This is a genomic window from Pacificibacter marinus (assembly GCF_018860505.1).
GTDB classification, from domain to species: domain Bacteria; phylum Pseudomonadota; class Alphaproteobacteria; order Rhodobacterales; family Rhodobacteraceae; genus Celeribacter; species Celeribacter marinus_B.
In genome coordinates this window covers 1-1,168 of sequence record NZ_JAHKPU010000012.1, presented here as the reverse complement: position 1 = coordinate 1,168, position 1,168 = coordinate 1, and the positions used below count along the sequence as shown (strand labels likewise).

The following is a 1,168-nucleotide window of genomic DNA, read 5'->3' as shown; positions in this document are numbered from 1 at the left end:
GTTTGCCGCGCGGTCGCCACCTCGATTCAATCGGTGCCGTGTCGTTTTGCCTGATGATGCCGGAACTGGGCTGACGCCGCACAAAGCAGCGAAGCTGGCTTCGGATTTGAGCCGCTCAGGATTGTCGCCTGCGGTCAGCAACAATTGAGCCGCACTGTTAAACCCGACTCCGCGGCATGCGATCAGATCTGGAGCAAGGTCTATGACGATTGCTTCAATCATGTCGTCTAGCTCGGCGACCTCATCGTGCAGTTCAAGATATCGGCGTGCCAGCGATTTGAGCGCAATTCGGTAAGCCTCTTCAACGTCTCGATACCCAGTCAGATCCGGACGCCAAGCTGCCAAGGTCCTGATCAATTGCATGCGGGTCATATTGCGCAAGAGGTCACGAAGACGGTCAGGAGCGCAAATTATTGTGGTTTGGATAATTTGCAATGCAACCCGCCGGGCTTGAACAGCCGTTTTGCGGCAAACCTTTAATACACGCAGGGATTCTACCATCCCATCTCGACTGCGCGGGGTAACCGTGCGCCGCTCAGCAAAAGCCGCGTGAGCAGCGCTTTGCGCATCGAAGTCATCGTTCTTGCCGCGCGTCTACGGTCCAGTTTGTCAGGTGCGGTCACCTCCAGAACGTCCACACCAGCGACCTTCATATATCTCAAAAGGCCGGCACCATAGCTGCCGGTACATTCACCCCCAATCCGTTGCAAATCCCCGAACGACCGCATCCATGCCAGCATCAGCTTGTAGCCTTGCCTCGTTGTGGCAAAGCTATGCGTACCAAGCACTCGGTCATTCTCATCTACAACAGCTGCGACATGGAGGTCTTTATGCGTATCAACCCCACCAACGACTGGGATGGTTTGTTTCGATTTAGCCATAGGATCATCCTTTCCGGCAGTTTCAGACATACTTCGCCGGAAAGAATGCACGGACAGGACAGTCATGAGACCAAAAGGTCAGGCCCTTCTTGGGTCACGCGGCATCTTCGAGACAAAGCCTCACCGCAAGGCGTTCCCGGGCGGTCGACAGGTCCAGGGAAAGACACGTGTCAGATCGATCGGAGTGAGGGTCAAACCAAACCGGAAAGCCAAGCGGCACCAACCCAGCGAACGGTCGATCAGTGTTTGAGTCAAACCACCCGAGAACTGGTTACCATCATATGACT

At 55.1% G+C, this 1,168-nt stretch carries 1 pseudogene; it reads right to left on the bottom strand.

The annotated features are described in order from the left end of the window. A pseudogene (locus KO503_RS02230) lies at positions 1 to 881 on the bottom strand (IS110 family transposase); the annotation flags it as partial. Between the last annotated feature and the right edge of the window lie 287 nt (positions 882 to 1,168).